This is a genomic window from Rufibacter ruber (genome assembly GCF_014138425.1).
Taxonomy (GTDB): Bacteria; Bacteroidota; Bacteroidia; order Cytophagales; family Hymenobacteraceae; genus Nibribacter; species Nibribacter ruber_C.
Window position 1 is genome coordinate 182,645 of sequence record NZ_JACJIQ010000001.1, and the last position, 14,241, is coordinate 196,885.

General features: G+C 54.2%; 13 protein-coding genes. 7 read left to right on the plus strand and 6 right to left on the minus strand.

What is annotated here, in order from left to right:
• Positions 1–141 precede the first annotated feature (141 nt).
• From FHS90_RS00725 to FHS90_RS00735, 3 genes are all read left to right on the plus strand, one after another.
• Positions 142–480: a P-II family nitrogen regulator gene (locus FHS90_RS00725; protein ID WP_066829949.1), complete on the plus strand. Its 339-nt coding sequence runs from the start codon at positions 142–144 to the stop codon at positions 478–480.
• A 57-nt stretch (positions 481–537) separates the two neighbouring features.
• Positions 538–1,842 carry an ammonium transporter gene (locus FHS90_RS00730; RefSeq protein ID WP_182511201.1) on the plus strand — a complete coding sequence of 435 codons (1,305 nt, stop codon included), beginning with the start codon at positions 538–540 and terminating at the stop codon, positions 1,840–1,842.
• 241 nt (positions 1,843–2,083) lie between these two features.
• Complete coding sequence (locus FHS90_RS00735; RefSeq protein WP_182511202.1) at positions 2,084–3,202, plus strand: porin; 1,119 nt, start codon at positions 2,084–2,086, stop codon at positions 3,200–3,202.
• Positions 3,203–3,218: 16 nt separating this feature from the next.
• On the opposite strand, the gene FHS90_RS00740 is transcribed toward FHS90_RS00735, so the two are convergent.
• Entirely contained in the window at positions 3,219–3,389 is a 171-nt protein-coding gene (locus FHS90_RS00740) for a hypothetical protein (RefSeq protein WP_182511203.1), read from the minus strand.
• Between the two features lie 114 nt (positions 3,390–3,503).
• On the opposite strand from FHS90_RS00740, the gene FHS90_RS00745 reads away from it, so the two are divergent.
• Together FHS90_RS00745 and FHS90_RS00750 are read left to right on the plus strand one after the other, a co-directional pair.
• Positions 3,504–4,709 (plus strand): bifunctional 3,4-dihydroxy-2-butanone-4-phosphate synthase/GTP cyclohydrolase II, encoded by a 1,206-nt coding sequence (locus FHS90_RS00745; protein WP_182511204.1) that lies wholly within the window; start codon positions 3,504–3,506, stop codon positions 4,707–4,709.
• 650 nt (positions 4,710–5,359) lie between these two features.
• The gene (locus FHS90_RS00750; protein WP_153042547.1) at positions 5,360–6,049 is read left to right on the plus strand and encodes a hypothetical protein; all 690 of its coding nucleotides are present in this window, start codon (positions 5,360–5,362) and stop codon (positions 6,047–6,049) included.
• A gap of 144 nt (positions 6,050–6,193) precedes the next feature.
• On the opposite strand, the gene FHS90_RS00755 is transcribed toward FHS90_RS00750, so the two are convergent.
• The 4 genes from FHS90_RS00755 to FHS90_RS00770 form a co-directional block, all read right to left on the minus strand.
• Positions 6,194–6,967, minus strand: a complete 774-nt coding sequence (locus tag FHS90_RS00755) for a DUF2705 family protein (protein WP_182511205.1) — start codon at positions 6,965–6,967, stop codon at positions 6,194–6,196.
• Complete coding sequence (locus FHS90_RS00760) at positions 6,964–7,866, minus strand: ABC transporter ATP-binding protein (protein WP_182511206.1); 903 nt, start codon at positions 7,864–7,866, stop codon at positions 6,964–6,966. Before FHS90_RS00760 ends, FHS90_RS00755 begins: the two co-directional genes overlap by 4 nt.
• A gap of 190 nt (positions 7,867–8,056) precedes the next feature.
• The gene (locus FHS90_RS00765; RefSeq protein ID WP_182511207.1) at positions 8,057–9,808 is read right to left on the minus strand and encodes a M14 family metallopeptidase; all 1,752 of its coding nucleotides are present in this window, start codon (positions 9,806–9,808) and stop codon (positions 8,057–8,059) included.
• Positions 9,809–10,774: 966 nt separating this feature from the next.
• The gene (locus FHS90_RS00770; RefSeq protein ID WP_182511208.1) at positions 10,775–11,212 is read right to left on the minus strand and encodes a DoxX family protein; all 438 of its coding nucleotides are present in this window, start codon (positions 11,210–11,212) and stop codon (positions 10,775–10,777) included.
• A gap of 231 nt (positions 11,213–11,443) precedes the next feature.
• On the opposite strand from FHS90_RS00770, the gene FHS90_RS00775 reads away from it, so the two are divergent.
• Entirely contained in the window at positions 11,444–12,265 is an 822-nt protein-coding gene (locus FHS90_RS00775) for a pentapeptide repeat-containing protein (protein WP_182511209.1), read from the plus strand.
• Between the two features lie 132 nt (positions 12,266–12,397).
• On the opposite strand, the gene FHS90_RS00780 is transcribed toward FHS90_RS00775, so the two are convergent.
• On the minus strand, positions 12,398–13,120 hold the full coding sequence (locus FHS90_RS00780) for a hypothetical protein (RefSeq protein WP_182511210.1): 723 nt from the start codon (positions 13,118–13,120) through the stop codon (positions 12,398–12,400).
• Between the two features lie 128 nt (positions 13,121–13,248).
• Between FHS90_RS00780 and surE the strand changes: the two genes are divergently transcribed.
• On the plus strand, positions 13,249–14,082 hold the full coding sequence (surE, locus tag FHS90_RS00785; protein WP_182511211.1) for a 5'/3'-nucleotidase SurE: 834 nt from the start codon (positions 13,249–13,251) through the stop codon (positions 14,080–14,082).
• The last annotated feature ends 159 nt before the right edge of the window (positions 14,083–14,241 follow it).

Below are 14,241 nucleotides of genomic sequence, written 5' to 3' on the forward strand. Positions count from 1 at the left end.
TTAAAATAAAGGGGTGTTTGGGCTGGGAATGATGAGTTTTGTTTGGTATAGCTATTGACTTTAGGGGGTATTTTTATAAATTAATAGTAAATACAGAGATAAGGCTCTTTAAAAACATACCATAATTTAACATCTAAGTTTATGAAGAAGATTGAAGCAATCATCAGAACATCCAAATTTGAGGATGTGTATGATGCCCTGGCAGAAATAGGGATTCCGTTTATGTCTACCTATGATGTGAAAGGGTTTGGGTTGGAGCACGGCTCCTCCCAGGTGTATAGAGGAACTGCCTACCATGTAGGGTTTATTCCCAGAACCAAGGTGGAGATCATTGTGACAGATGACCAGGTAGACACGGTGGTGTCTATTATTCTAAAGGTGGCCAACACGGGCAAGGTGGGAGATGGTAAGATCTTCATCATGGACCTGGAGGAGGTAATCCGGATCAGGACTGGTGAAATTGGTGAACTGGCCCTTTAATTCTCTTTTCTCACTGCAACCAAACTAACTCATTTCTATCAACTAAATTTTTACACTATGTCAACAGATTTGTTTGTCATCAACAACGTTTGGATGATGGTTTCCATCTTCCTGGTTTTCATCATGCACCTGGGCTTTGCCACGCTGGAGTCTGGCCTGGCCCGTTCTAAGAACACGGTCAATATTTTGTTTAAGAACAGCATGATTCCCCCCATTGGTTTATTGGCGTACGCCCTGTGGGGGTTTTCTCTGATGTACCCGGGGGCAGATTTTGCCGGGAAGCTTTTCGGCTTTGCCGGGTTTGGTATTCCGTTGCCTGAAGGCGGTGAGACTTCTGCCTACAACGCAGGCTACACCTTCTGGACCGATTTCCTCTTCCAGGGTATGTTTGCGGCCACAGCCGCCACCATTGTGTCTGGTGCCGTGGCAGAGCGCATTAAGGTGTCCAGCTTTATGATCTTCTCCCTGCTGTTTGTAGGGATCTGCTATCCTGTGGTAGGCATGTGGAAATGGGGCGGCGGCTTCCTGAACACGCTGGCCACGCCTTTCTATGATTTTGCCGGCTCTACCATTGTGCACTCAGTGGGCGGCTGGGGAGCCCTGGCCGGTATTCTGTTGCTGGGGCCAAGAATTGGCAAGTTTGTGAATGGCAAGATCAAACCTATTCCCGGGCATAGCATACCGTTGGCTACCATTGGGGTATTTATTCTGTGGTTGGGCTGGTTTGGGTTTAACGGTGGTTCAGTGCTTTCTGCAGCACCTGGGGCGGTTTCCAGGGTATTGGTCATGACCAGCCTGGCGGCGGCGGCCGGTGCGGTGGGCGGTTGCTTCATGTCTTACATCATGTTCAAAACCGGCGACCTGACCATGGTGTTGAACGGCATTCTGGCGGGCCTGGTGGGCATCACGGCGGGTGCTGATCAGATGGGCGTGGTTGATTCTGTCCTGATTGGCCTTATCTCAGGGGCTATTGTGGTGCTGGGCGTAGTGATGTTTGATAAACTGAGACTAGATGACCCCGTGGGCGCCTTATCAGTGCACCTGCTGTGTGGGGTATGGGGTACGCTGGCAGTTGGCATCTTTGGGAAACTGGCGGGGCCTGCGCAGCTTCTGAGCCAGTTGGTAGGCGTAGGGGCCGTGGGTGGTTTTAGCTTTGTGTTCGCGTTGGCGGTATGGTTTGTTTTGAAGGTAACCATGGGCATACGGGTGAGCGAGCAGGAAGAGGTAGAAGGGCTGGATATTCACGAGCACAAGATGCACGCCTACCCAGACATTAACGCGCCAGGGTATGAGATCAGCATGCCAGAAAAAGAAGAAGTGCTGGTGGCGCCGGTTCCCGGCAGAGCACCGGTTACCGCTTAAATACTGCTTACAACTCCTTGACATGGTTGGTAAAAACAGGGGATAATGTGGTCTAGACATTACCCCTGCTCTTACCTTCTGCTAAGAGGCCGCTGCTGTCTGGGCTCTTTCAACGTGTCTGTTTAATTACCGCTAGTTCTTTCCGGTGATCCCCAGTTTCTCAAACGGCAATTTGAGGGGGGCCACCGGTGGGTTCCAGCCTGAACACTTTTCCCAAAATATTCCTAACCAAACCTAACAGATGAAAAAACTTTTATCCATTTCAGCCGCTGCGCTCCTGGCAAGTGCAAATATAGCCATTGCCCAAGAATTACCAGTAGAAGAAGCCAAAGGAAAGTTTAGCCTCAGCGGCTACGCCGATACCTACTTCCAGTACAACACCAACCGGCCGGAGTCTGGCGTGAACCGCGGCCGCATCTTTGACCTCAAGCACAACAATTTCTCCCTGGGGCTGGTGCAGACGGCTATGACCTACACCAGAGGCAAGGCAACGGTGGTGGCAGACCTGATTTTTGGGCCCAATGCAGATTTGGCCAACTTCGGGAATGAGGGAACGGCGCGCATCATCAAACAGGCGTACATTGCCTATGACCTGACAGACAAGTTCAAGTTCACGGTGGGGCAGTACGGCACGCACATTGGCTATGAGCTCATTGACGCGCCGCTCAACTACAACTACAGCCTCTCTTACCTGTTTGGCAACGGGCCTTTCTACCATACCGGCGCTAAGCTGGACTACAACCCCAACGCCAAAATAGGGTTCATGCTGGGCCTGGTGAATGGCTGGGACTGTCTCAACGACCTCAATGACAAGAAATCTGTGACGGCCCAGGTGCACCTCACGCCCACAGACGGCCTGGGCATTTACGTGAACTGGATTGGCGGCGATGAGTACAAGTCCCTCTCTTACTTTGGCGAGACCAGGGGCAGCTACACCAGTTTGTTTGATGTAACAGCCTCTTACCAAATGACCAGTTCCTTGAAAGTGGGCGTAAACGCCGCGCACGGCACGTTCTCCTCAGGGGCCAGCACTGAAAGCGCAGAAGACCCGTGGTCAAAAGACGCTGTCTGGAAAGGCGGGGCGCTGTACCTGAACTATGACCTCTCAGAAAATATAGGGGTAGGCGTTAGGGGGGAGTACTTCTCTGACCCGGAAGGAGTCCGCTACTCGGGTCCCCTGGAAGTAGCCTCCTACACCCTCACCGGAAACATTAAACTGGCAGACGGCAATTTCCTGATCAAGCCAGAGGTGCGCTTTGACAAAGCCAAAGACGCCTTCTTTGAAGACTCTAACGGCGCGTTCTCCAAAAAGAGCCAGACCACCTTCGGGGCCGCCTTTGTCTACCTTTTCTCCCTTTAACCCAACCCATTTCTGATTACCTGTTCTGAAGAAAATGTAATGCTTTTTTGTGTGCCAGCGCCTGCTGCGGCCCTTTAAGGAGCCCAGCAGGCGTTTTTGTGTCTACTGTGATTGCCTGCTGAGTGTTTCTGGCCTGTTTTTCCCAAATCAGGGCAAAAACAGCAGTATTCTTTTCTAAACCTAACACATGTTAGGTTAGTCGCTTTTCACAGTTAAAATCCGCTATCTTTGTGCCGCAAGGCAATAGAAAAGCAGGCGCAGCTGTCCTGCCAAAAGTGCCTATTACTTGATGCATAAGAAAATGCTAGACAAAATAGAAGACGCAATAGCAGATATAAAGGCCGGGAAAGTGGTGATTGTGGTAGATGATGATGACCGCGAGAACGAAGGCGACTTTATCTGCGCCGCTGAGAAGATCACCCCTGAGATTGTCAACTTCATGGCCACGCACGGCCGCGGCCTGATCTGCGCCCCGCTCACCGAGGAGCGCTGTGATGAGCTAGGCTTAGAATTGATGGTAGGCCGCAACACGGCGCTGCACGCCACCCCTTTCACCGTGTCAGTAGATTTGCTGGGCCACGGCTGTACTACGGGTATCTCTGCCTCAGACCGTGCCAAAACCATTTTGGCACTGGCAGACCCCACCACAGATCCCGCCTCACTGGGCAAGCCCGGTCATATTTTCCCATTGCGCGCGCGTAAGGAGGGGGTGATCAGAAGGGCGGGTCACACAGAGGCCGCTGTAGACCTGGCCAGACTGGCTGACTTAGCCCCGGCCGGAGTGCTGGTAGAGATCATGAACGAAGACGGCACCATGGCCCGCATGCCAGACCTGGAGAAAGTTGCTGAAAGGTTCAACCTGAAACTGATCTCCATCAAAGACCTCATTCAGTACCGCCTGCAGAAGGAAAGCCTCATTGACCGTGAGATTGCCGTAGAGCTGCCCACAGACTGGGGCAACTTTGACCTCTATGCCTACACCCAGCGCAGCAATAACGCCAAACACCTGGCCTTGGTAAAAGGCACCTGGGAAGAAAACGAGCCGGTGCTGGTGCGTGTCCATTCTTCATGCGTGACGGGTGACATCTTTGGGTCTTGCCGCTGTGACTGCGGGCCGCAGTTGCACAAAGCCATGGAAATGATTGAGCAGGAGGGCAAAGGGGTTATTGTGTACATGAACCAGGAGGGCCGCGGCATTGGCCTGCTGAACAAACTCAAAGCATATAAACTCCAGGAGCAGGGCTTAGACACGGTAGAGGCCAACGTGCAGCTGGGCTTTGGCGTAGACGAGCGGGATTATGGTGTGGGCGCGCAGATCCTGCGTGATTTGGGCGTAACCAAAATGCGGCTTCTCTCCAACAACCCGCGCAAGCGTACCGGCCTGATTGGGTACGGCCTGGAGATTGTAGAGCAGCTGCCCATTGAAATTGCCCCCAACGAACACAACTCCCGCTACCTGACCACCAAGCGGGACAAACTGGGGCATGAGATTCTGAAACACTCCTAAACACAGAGGGCGGAAATTTTATTTCCGCCCTCTGTGTTTAGGCAGGGTGGTTTGGCGGTTACCCTTGCATTCCGGCTAAAACCCTTCTGGTATTGGATATGGTGGCTGGAAGGTCTTTGTGATCCATTTCCCTCCAAAGGCGGTGTTTCCTGCCCAACTGCTTTCTCCCGCTGGTGGCTTTCAATCAAACGGCATACAGGCATGGCCGCAAACAGATGCAGGTGTTTCTGTTTTTGACCTGTTTTTGGGAAAACAGCCCCAAAACAGAAATTTTCTGTGCCGCTGGGCCTAGGTGCCAGTGGGCTGCAATGTGAAACTGAAACAGGGCGCTCTGCGCCATCCCGAAGGCTACCTCAGGGGGGGGGCCGCGAGCCAGAGGCGTAAACAGAAATTCCCAGGCAGTGAAGACCGTTTCAGCGGTGGTGTCTGTGCTTTGGGGTAGCCTTTCCTCTTAAGGATAGGGGCAAGAGAACATGGTATTCAGCCAAATGAAAGTAGGACATTGCCATAATTGCATGAAATCAAGAAGGCGCAACTACAATACCAATAGCGCGTTATCGTTATTAAAAGCTGACGAAGTTTAACTTTCTCCTGCTTTTTTAAGTATAGCATATTTGATATATTTTCAGGGGACTACAAACCAGAAGACGATGGTAAGAAAAGTGTACGGACTTTTAATGGTGCTCTGCCTGGGGGCAGTTGGTGCCATGGCGCAATCTACCGGTCTGGTAGATGAATGGCCGCTCGGGAGAGTGTATCTGGCAACTGGAGATTCTGTGAACGGAAAGATCACCTATCACCGCACAGAAGACCTTGTCAAGATCACCAAACCCAACGGGGCGGTGGTGGCGTACGCGCCCGTTGCGGTGCGGGGCTTTGAAGCGGTAGACAATGACGGGCGTTACCGCCGCGTGTTTGTGACCCAGCGCTGGAACATGGGCAATGACTACAGTGATTTCCTGGCTCCCGCGTTTTTTGAGCAGATTGTGTCTGGCAAGTACAGCCTGCTGCGCCGCGAGACCATGACCCGGCGGGACATAAGCCGTGATCCGGCTTACCGTCCGTACGGGGGAGGGTACGGGGCGTATGGCGGCTATCCGGTTGGGGGGCCTATGTACGTGGACCAGCGCATGGACAATTTCTTTGTGCTGCTGCCCAGCGGCAAAGTAAAGGAACTCCGGAACGTGAAGAAAGACCTGGAAGTACTGTTTGGGAAGAAGAACAGCCAGATGAAAAGCTACATCAAGCAGAACAAGCTGAAGTATACCAGCCTGCCAGACTTGGCTAAAATCATCAGCTACTTCGGGAGCATTTCACAGGCAGACGTAAAGAATTCTTAACGGTTTCCTGCTGTTTGAAGAACATTGATTTCCTCAGGCATTCCTATTGAAGAAGCGTAAACAGAAATCCCCGCCAGGCACAGTCTGGCGGGGATTTCTGTTTTTGGCCTGTTTTTGGGAAAATAGCCCCAAAACAGAGAGCTGCTACAAGTCACGGGACTTGAGGAGCAGGTAACTTAGCAGGCAGAACAGGGTGATATACAGGACCGCCGGTAACAAAGCCTCCAGCGGTGTGAGTGCCTCTGAGGCACCGGTGACCATTTCAAACATCTCCTTGCCCGGCATGGGGGTGAGGCTGGAAAGCACCTTCATGGGGAAATACTTGTCTAAAGAGTCTGGGAGCTTGTAATGAATAATAGGCTCCACCACCTTGGCGTACAGCAGAAACGCCATAATGGCCAGACCGCTTTTCTTCACCAGAAAGCCAAAGAGCATGGCCAGTGACATGTACCCAATGGCCTGCACCAGGTAATAGAAGACAAACTGGGCATCTGTCAGGATCTTGTCAGTGGCCACCTCATCGGCGAAGCCGATGCCAAAGAGAAGGCCCAGCAGGAACACATACAACGCGCACGCCACGCCCAGCAGGAGCACCACTGAGTACTTGGCCTGCACCACATCTGCGCGGGTGTAGCCGTCAATCACCTGCTGCCTGATGGTTCTGAACGAATACTCGTCTGTGATGGTGATGATGAGCAGGATGCCCAGCAGCAGGTTGAAATAGCTGGCAATGTAGGTGAGCTTAGGCCAGATGTCTGGGAACTTGTAAAACGTGGCGCCCGCAGACTGCCCGTTGATGGTCACGTTGCTGCTGCCGTACAGAATCACGAACAGAAGAATCACAAACACCGCCAGTATGGCCCAGAACGTGCGGTAGGGCAGGAGCTTTCTCAGCTCTATTCTTAAAAGGGAGGTCATGCTTTGTCGGCTTTGATGATTTCCATGAATTGGCTTTCCAGGCTTTTCTTGCGTACCGTGAGCTGGCCCAGCGCTATGTTCTGCGTGAAAAAGGCACGGTTCAGCTCAGAGCTGTCTACCCCGGTCTGCAGCACCAGCTGCACCTGGTGGTTCAGGATTCTGGCCTCAGACACAAACGGAAGGCTCTGGGCCACGGCCAGCAGTTGCTCTGCCGGTGCCCCGCCGCTGATGAATACTAGGTCATTGGTGGCCATGATAGACGCCACCGGGCCTTCTGCCTTGAGTTTGCCGTTGCGCAGAACCGCCATGTGGGTGCAGACTTTCTCTACTTCGTCCAGGAGGTGGCTGGCCAGCAGAATGGTTTTCCCCTGCGCGGCAATGTTCAGGATGAGCTGCCGCACCTCGGCAATGCCTTCCGGGTCTAACCCGTTGGTGGGCTCGTCTAAGACCAGTACCTCAGGGTCGCCCAGCAACGCCGCGCCAATGGCCAGACGCTGTTTCATGCCCAGTGAATAGCCTTTGAACTTGTTCTGTTTCCGGGTGGCCAGCCCCACCATTTCCAGCGCCCGCTGAATCTGGCTGTGGTCTACCCGCTTGACATCTGCGGTAATGCGCAGGTTCTCCTCGCCGCTGAGGTAGGGGTAGAAGTTGGGGGTTTCCAGCAGTGCCCCAATACGGCGCTTGGTCGCCTTGGAGAGAGGTTCGCCAAACCACCTGAAACTTCCGCCGGAGGCGTTGATCACATCCAGGACAATGCCCAGGGTGGTGGTTTTGCCGCTTCCGTTTGGCCCCAGCAGCCCGTAGATGCTGCCCTGCGGCACGCCAATAGTCAGTTGATCCAGGGCCTGCACGCTGCCGTAGCGCTTGCTCAGCCCCTGAATGTCTAATACGTTTGCCAAAATGGTCTTTGGTTAGAGAATAGTTGCAAGACTACACAAAGCTAGAAGGATTTGGCAGAATTGCGAGGAGGGAGGCCGAAAGGCACAAACTAATTCCTGTTTTGGGGCTGTTTTCTGAAAAACAGGCCCAAAACAGGATAAGCACCAAGGGAATAGAAGCCGGAGAGGCTGTTGTTGCTACTGGCCAGGCTTATTGCACGGGTAATGCGCCGCCTTGCCACCGGGTCACCGGGTAGCGCAGGTGCGTATTCTCATAATGCGGCGTATTCCGGTAGATGAAGTTCAGTTGGGCTGCTCCGCTTTTGGCCAGGGCGGGATCTTTGGCTTTGGCCTCCTCCAGTGCCGCTTTCAGCTTAGGGTCTTGCTTGAGGTACTGGGCGGCCAGGTCTTCAAACACGTAGGCTGAGAAATATTCTTTCTGGCCCAGAATGGAGTCAAAGAAGTTCCAGGCGAAGTAGGAGTCTACCCCCTGCGGCTCCAGGGTCTCTACCAGAAACCGGTTGCTCACCTGGTTCAGGTACACCACGTAATCACCGGCGTAGTACCGGATGGGCATCTGCGTTTTGCGTACCTGCACGTCTGTGTGCAGGTAATGGCCTTCATACGGGCGCTGGCCAGTTTTGTAGTCAGTGATGTAGTAGACTTCTGGCGTAAGCACGGTGTCTCTGGTGAGGCGCTTCAGCTCTACCTGGTTCTGCTGCAGCCGCTCCACCACCTCGCCCCACGCCTGCGGAATAAGATAAGCTACAGGTTTGGTCACGGTCACGGTAGGGCGGAAGGTGTCAAAGAATTTTACCGGTCTGGTGAAGGGGGCTTTGCGGTCATAGTACAACCGCTCCTGCCCGCTCACGGCACTGGGTTTGTACCTGGCCTCATAGCCCCTGAACTGGATGGTTTCTGCCTGGGTGGTGTCTGGCGCCCAGTTCAGCGGGAACTGCTGCTGGGTAAGCACCTGCGCGCGGTCCTGGGCACGGGCGGCCTGAATGGCTTTTCCGTTCCTGGCCACAAAGTCCAGGAATTCCAGCATGAGGTCATACGTAGACTGCACCCGTTTGTCAAACGGCTTCAGCATGTGCGTCTCGGGCACGAAGCCCAGGGTCTGGAAGAGGGCGGTGTAGCCGGTGGCGTATCTGGGGGACTCCATAAACCCGAAGATGCCCGACTCCGGGGTTTCACCGCGGGAATTCACGTACGGTACCAGCGGCCATTGGCGCTTCTCCATGTTCTGGTACAGCGTGGGCACCATCTGCTGTTTCAGAAGTTGCCCCAATGCCCCGCCCAGTTTGTTGTGCTGCGTAGGGATGAGCGTCATGGTGTACTGGTAGTCGGCGCCGTTGCTGGTGTGGTTGTCTACAAACACCTCGGGGTCCCAGGTCCTGAAGATGGTGGCAAAGGTTCTGGCGTTTCTGGAGTCTTCCTTGATGAAGTCGCGGTTGAGGTCCAGGTTTCGGGCGTTGCCCCTGAAGCCGTAGCTCTCCGGCCCGTTCTGGTTGGTGCGGGTATGGCTGTTTCTATTGAGGGCGCCGCCCACGTTGTAGATGGGAATGATCACCACCACCACGTTGTCCAGCTGCTTTCTGAGTTTCTTGTCCTGTAGCAGGTCGCGGGCCAGCATCATGGAGGCGTCAATGCCTTCGGGCTCGCCGGGGTGAATGCCGTTCTGCACCAGCAGCACCGTTTTGCCCTTGCGGTGCACACGCTGCGGGTCAAAATCCTGGTCTGTGGAGATCACCACCGTGTGCAGGGGCTTGCCTACATCAGTCATGCCCACGGGGGTCATCTTTACCTCCGGATACGCGTCATCCAGCCGTTGGTAATAGCTGATGCACTCCTGGTAAGTGGCGGTGGTGTTGCGGTTGCTTTTCTCGTAGGGCGTCTTCCAGTCTTCGGCTGGGGTGGTGGGGAAGAGGGTGCCGAGAACGGTTAAAAAAGTAAGCAGCATGGGTGTGTGGTTGATTGAAGCGGTAATGTTAGGGATTCTGCGGGGAAATGTAAAGGGAGGAGGGGCTTCTGCCGGGGCAATGTGTCCTAAGCGGTTGTAATGGCAGATTGGTTTGCTTGCTGCTGCGGGAATGGGTGGTTTGCTGTTCCCCTGGCTGTGGCGTTTGCTCCGGTGCGAAATACCTTTATTGTTTCATGGTTTCCGCTATGCGCTCACGGCCGCGAGGCCCCGTCCTGCCGGTTCGCACTGCTGTTAAAACTACGCCTTTGGCGTTGCCTTCGGCACCGTATTAACAGAGGCGCTCACCGGCAGGACTGGTTTCTGTTCCTTTCCTGATCAGCTTTACTGTTTACTGCTGCTTTAGTAGGTTATAGTTGCTGTTCCGCTAGCCTGAGGCGAGCCCGTGCTGCGCACATCAGTCGGGGGCATGAGTGGTGGAAGTCTGTGGCAGACTGTTAGTGGCTGCATCAGCTGCTGCTGCTGCAGGTCCTGCTGGCGCGAGTCTGCAGACTCGTGCCAGGTGATGACGGGTAGTCTCTGACTACCCTCGCTGCCTAGCAGCGACCATGCGCAGTGCTGGTTTATTCGTGCTGGAATTCCAGAGCGGAATAAATAACTCAGAACTCTTGACTCAGGACTCCTTCCGTTACTCCCCCTTTGAAGGGGGCGAAGGGGGATGTTTACACAGGAGGGCACGCATTCCCGCTTTGGTACGGTACGGACAGGTCTTGGCCTTTCCCTACGCATTTCTGATACTCCCCTCCTGGGAGGGGCAGGGGTGGGTTCTACCCATTGCTCACCTGCTCACATTTCCATAAAAGTATAGAGACTCGCCCTATCCTAGGCCACTGGACCAGGCCTCGACCCGGTTCTATCATTCAGCAGTCAGCAATAGCTGAAACCATCTGGAGAGCCTGCGGGTCTCTGCGCCGGCATGGGTAACTTAAAGAGACCAAGGGAAGTGCACTATTCGTACTCCTGAGCTTCCCCGCCAAACCAGGCTTGGTCCAGGCTGTAGCGGCCAGGGCCGATGAAGAAGAGGCTGAGGAAGAGGATGGCGGCTTCCAGGGCGTGGGAATAGCCGCCAAAGCCGTCGTCGGCGGTGATGTGGTGAATGGTGGCCACCTCCATGGTGATAAACAGCAGCAGCGTCATGGGGCGGAAGAACAGGCCCAGCAGCAGGCACAGGCCTCCCACGGCTTCGGCGAACGCCGCCATAAACCCAAAAAACGTAGGGGCGTAACTAATGCCCAGATTTCCCATAGAACCGCCAATCTGCGCCCACGTCTCAGGTCCGCCCGTGATCTTGGGCCAGCCGTGCAGGATGAACATAAGGCCAATGCCTATTCTGAGAAGCAGCAGGCCTTCCTGCTGGTAGCGGTACAGATTCTTGAAGAAAACCATGTAGATTGGGGTGTGTAATTCTGTTTTGGGGCTTCTTTTCTGAAAACAGCAGAAAACTAGCATAATTTTTCTGATGTCGTGCAACCAGACCGCCTTCTTGCTGTCTTTCTCAGGTGGGCCTTCAGAAAACTACTGGAAAGAAGCGATCTTGCCGTGGTTGTTTTAACGGAAGGCAGACGCCGCCAGTTTCTAAATGTTTCACCTGTTTCACCAGATGCTCTACTCAACAATATGAAAAAACACCTCCTTTTATTGTTTGCCGTACTTGTGCTCCCGGCGTGGGCGTGGGCGCAGAAAACCGTTCCGGCATCTGAGGTTCTTGCCAGGATCAACCGCGGCGAGGCCGTAAGTTACAGCGGGGTCACCATCTCCGGAAAGCTGGATCTGACCCAGCTGCAGAACAAGACCCTCAAACCCAGAAGGGACGTAGCGGCGGATCAGGACAGCAAGGAGTACGTGAGCACCGTCACCGCCCCATTGTCTTTTTCTAACTGCACATTTACGGGCGATGTACTGGCGTATTTCAACCCAGATAATGTAGACGGCGTTGATGACCTGAAAAAGCTGGTGAACCGAAACAGCAAAAACGAAGTCTACAACACCCACTTTGCCCAAGACGTCAAGTTTGAGAACTGCACGTTTGAGCAGCAAAGCGCCTTCAAGTATTCAGAGTTCAGGGGGGCGGCCTCTTTTGCCGGCAGCTCGTTTAAAGAAGAGGCAGTCTTCAAGTACAGCAAGTTCAGGGGCGGGGTCAGCTTCAGCCAGGCAAGGTTCAAAGAAGACGCCAATTTCAAATATGTGAAGTTCCCGGAAGGGGTAAACTTTAACGGGGCCACTTTTGAAGAAGAGGCCAACTTCAAATACGCCCACTTTACAGAAGGGGCAGATTTCAGAAAAGCAACGTTTGCAGGGCTGGCAAATTTCAAGTACGCCCACCTCTCAGACCCTATGAAGGTAAGTGGCGCCCAGTTCACCGGAAGCCAGGACCTGAAGTACGCCAAGCTGAACCAGAAGTCGTTCAGTGCCGCCGCGCTGAAAGAAATGGCTAAGTAAGAACCTGCCTCCACAAAAAAGGAGACGGCCAGTGCCGTCTCCTTTTTTGTGGTTTTTATAAGCGTCTGTTTTGGAGCTGTTTTTCAGAAATCAGCTCAAAAACAGACGTGCGTGGTCACAGAAGTGCCGCGGTTAGTACAGCAGAATACTGGTGACTGGGGTTGACTCTGGCACATCATTGACTTTGAGGTTGGCCCATTTAGAAGAAGGAATAGTGGCGGTCTCTAAGACAAAGCTCATGCGGGCATTCTCAGAGATGGCCACCAGTTTGCCTTCGCCCACCCCAATGCTGGAAATGGAGAGGTTTTTCTTCAGGTCTGCCATGGTGCTGCCTATGCCCAGGCCGCTCTCGGTTTTAAAGGCGGGGTTCATGACGGTGATGCGGTAGACTTTGCAGGTGGTGCCCTTGCACTGCTGCTCTACCACCAGGTCTGTGCGGCGGCGCTCACCTAAAACCTCATATGCCTTGGTGTCAGTGCCTTCCTGTTGAAGGGTGGTTTCCCGCAGTTTGGTCTCGCCGTACTGGCGCTTCACCTCAGCTATGTTCATGCCCACCTGTACGGCGCCCGCCTGGCCGGGCCGAAGGGTGAAGTTGAACAGCGGGTTGGCCGCAGAAGGGGCGGCAGAGGCCGTAGAGGTGGCGCCGGGCATGGGCTCGTCTGGCAGCTCCACCGGGGCTGGGGCCGGGGTCTCAGCCCCGGCAGGTGACTGCGCGGTGTCTTCTGCGGCGGCCTCCTCTACGTTAGTGGCGGCCTCCTCTAACTGGGCTTCCTGCTCATTCTGGCCAGAGGTTTCGCCTTTGTTGCAGGCGGCCAGCGTGAGCAGGGAAAAGAGAAGTAGGGTGGTCTTTTTCATAACTCTGAAGTTGAACGGCATAGGTACACGTTCTTGCGGCATAACGCAAGGCCGCCGCGCAAGTTGCACCCCACATTTTTGGCGTTGGTGCGTATTCAAGGTAACTTGACCCCGTAAATCTGACAACTATGGAGAAGAAGCCTTTGATTTTAGTCTCAAATGATGACGGCATCACCGCCCCCGGTATTCACACGCTGGTGAAAGTGATGAAACGGATTGGCGAGGTGGTGGTAGTGGCACCAGACGGCCCACAGTCAGGCATGGGGCACGCCATCACCATTGGCAACACCCTGCGGCTGGACCGCTCGCTCGCCTTCAGCGATGTGGAATCTTATGAATGCTCTGGCACGCCCGCAGACTGTGTAAAGCTGGCCAAGCACCACGTGCTCAGAGACCGTAAGCCTGACCTGGTGGTCAGTGGCATCAACCACGGCTCCAACTCCAGCATTAGCGTGCTGTACTCCGGCACCATGTCGGCGGCCATTGAGGCGGCCATTGAGGGGCTGCCCGCCATTGGGTTCTCACTCTGTGACTATGGGCATGACATTGACTTTTCGCACACAGAAGAATACGTGGAACTGATTACGCGGCAGGCGCTGGAGTTTGGCATACCCGCGGGGGTGGCGTTGAACGTGAACTTCCCCAAGAAATCTGAGCAGGAGATAGCGGGCATCAAGGTGTGCCGCCAGGCCCGGGCCAAATGGGAGGAGGAGTTTGACGAGCGCCTGGACCCCCGCGGCCGAAGCTATTTCTGGCTCACCGGCAACTTCGTGAACTTTGACAAAGGCGATGATACAGATGAGGCCGCCCTGGCCCAGAATTACGTCTCAGTGGTGCCGTGCCAGTTTGACATGACCGCCAACCACGTCATCTCAGTCCTGAACAATGACTGGAACCTGAACCCAAACGCCAAGCCTACCATTGGCAGCAAAAGCAAAGAGGGGGCAGAGGCCGAAGGCTAAGCGTTTTGTATTAATTGCTTTTGCAGGCGTAGATGGGGAGCAAAAGTTTCTGGCGGAGCCTTTTATGAGCAGCAAAGCAATGGTGCGGGAAAAAGAAGTCAGGTTCTTTTGATGCCGTTTGCCGCGCAAAAGGCAGATTTAACTGCCAACAAGCCGTTT

Excerpts from the sequence above, each read along its gene's own strand:
- FHS90_RS00750 (WP_153042547.1), top strand. The coding sequence starts at position 5,360 with ATGGTAAGAAAAGTGTACGGACTTTTAATGGTGCTCTGCCTGGGGGCA.
- FHS90_RS00765 (WP_182511207.1), bottom strand. The coding sequence starts at position 9,808 with ATGCTGCTTACTTTTTTAACCGTTCTCGGCACCCTCTTCCCCACCACC.
- FHS90_RS00735 (WP_182511202.1), top strand. The coding sequence starts at position 2,084 with ATGAAAAAACTTTTATCCATTTCAGCCGCTGCGCTCCTGGCAAGTGCA.
- FHS90_RS00780 (WP_182511210.1), bottom strand. The coding sequence starts at position 13,120 with ATGAAAAAGACCACCCTACTTCTCTTTTCCCTGCTCACGCTGGCCGCC.
- FHS90_RS00755 (WP_182511205.1), bottom strand. The coding sequence starts at position 6,967 with ATGACCTCCCTTTTAAGAATAGAGCTGAGAAAGCTCCTGCCCTACCGC.
- FHS90_RS00725 (WP_066829949.1), top strand. The coding sequence starts at position 142 with ATGAAGAAGATTGAAGCAATCATCAGAACATCCAAATTTGAGGATGTG.
- FHS90_RS00730 (WP_182511201.1), top strand. The coding sequence starts at position 538 with ATGTCAACAGATTTGTTTGTCATCAACAACGTTTGGATGATGGTTTCC.
- FHS90_RS00775 (WP_182511209.1), top strand. The coding sequence starts at position 11,444 with ATGAAAAAACACCTCCTTTTATTGTTTGCCGTACTTGTGCTCCCGGCG.
- surE (WP_182511211.1), top strand. The coding sequence starts at position 13,249 with ATGGAGAAGAAGCCTTTGATTTTAGTCTCAAATGATGACGGCATCACC.
- FHS90_RS00770 (WP_182511208.1), bottom strand. The coding sequence starts at position 11,212 with ATGGTTTTCTTCAAGAATCTGTACCGCTACCAGCAGGAAGGCCTGCTG.
- FHS90_RS00745 (WP_182511204.1), top strand. The coding sequence starts at position 3,504 with ATGCTAGACAAAATAGAAGACGCAATAGCAGATATAAAGGCCGGGAAA.